The 285-nt window shown below is 55.4% G+C and carries 1 protein-coding gene; it reads right to left on the bottom strand.

Annotation, left to right across the window (positions count from 1 at the left end; genetic code table 11):
- Nucleotides 1-13 precede the first annotated feature (13 nt).
- The coding region (locus Q1A34_RS21985; protein WP_300039657.1) for an integrase core domain-containing protein at nucleotides 14-285 on the bottom strand (272 nt) is incomplete at its 5' end.

The following is a 285-nucleotide window of genomic DNA, read 5'->3' as shown; positions in this document are numbered from 1 at the left end:
TCCAGCCCCATTTCTATGGGCCACTTTTCAGCAAGGTTTCTGGAACTGGCGGGCGCATGTTTAGGGCCTGATGAGGTCGTATCCGGTTGTACTGTCTGAGCCAGGTATTGATGACGATCTGCGCTTGCCTGGTTGTATGGAACCATTCTGCGTTGAGGACTTCGCGTCGCAATGTGCCGTTGAAGCGTTCGTTGCAGCCGTTCTCCCAGGGCGATCCCGGGTAGATCTGGATCGGCTTGATCCCGACTTTTCTCAGCCAGTCTTGCAGGGCCGTCGCGATAAACT

The sequence above is a fragment of the uncultured Roseobacter sp. genome, from assembly GCF_947491795.1.
Taxonomy (GTDB): domain Bacteria; phylum Pseudomonadota; class Alphaproteobacteria; order Rhodobacterales; family Rhodobacteraceae; genus Roseobacter.
This window is presented reverse-complemented; position numbering and strand designations above follow the sequence as displayed.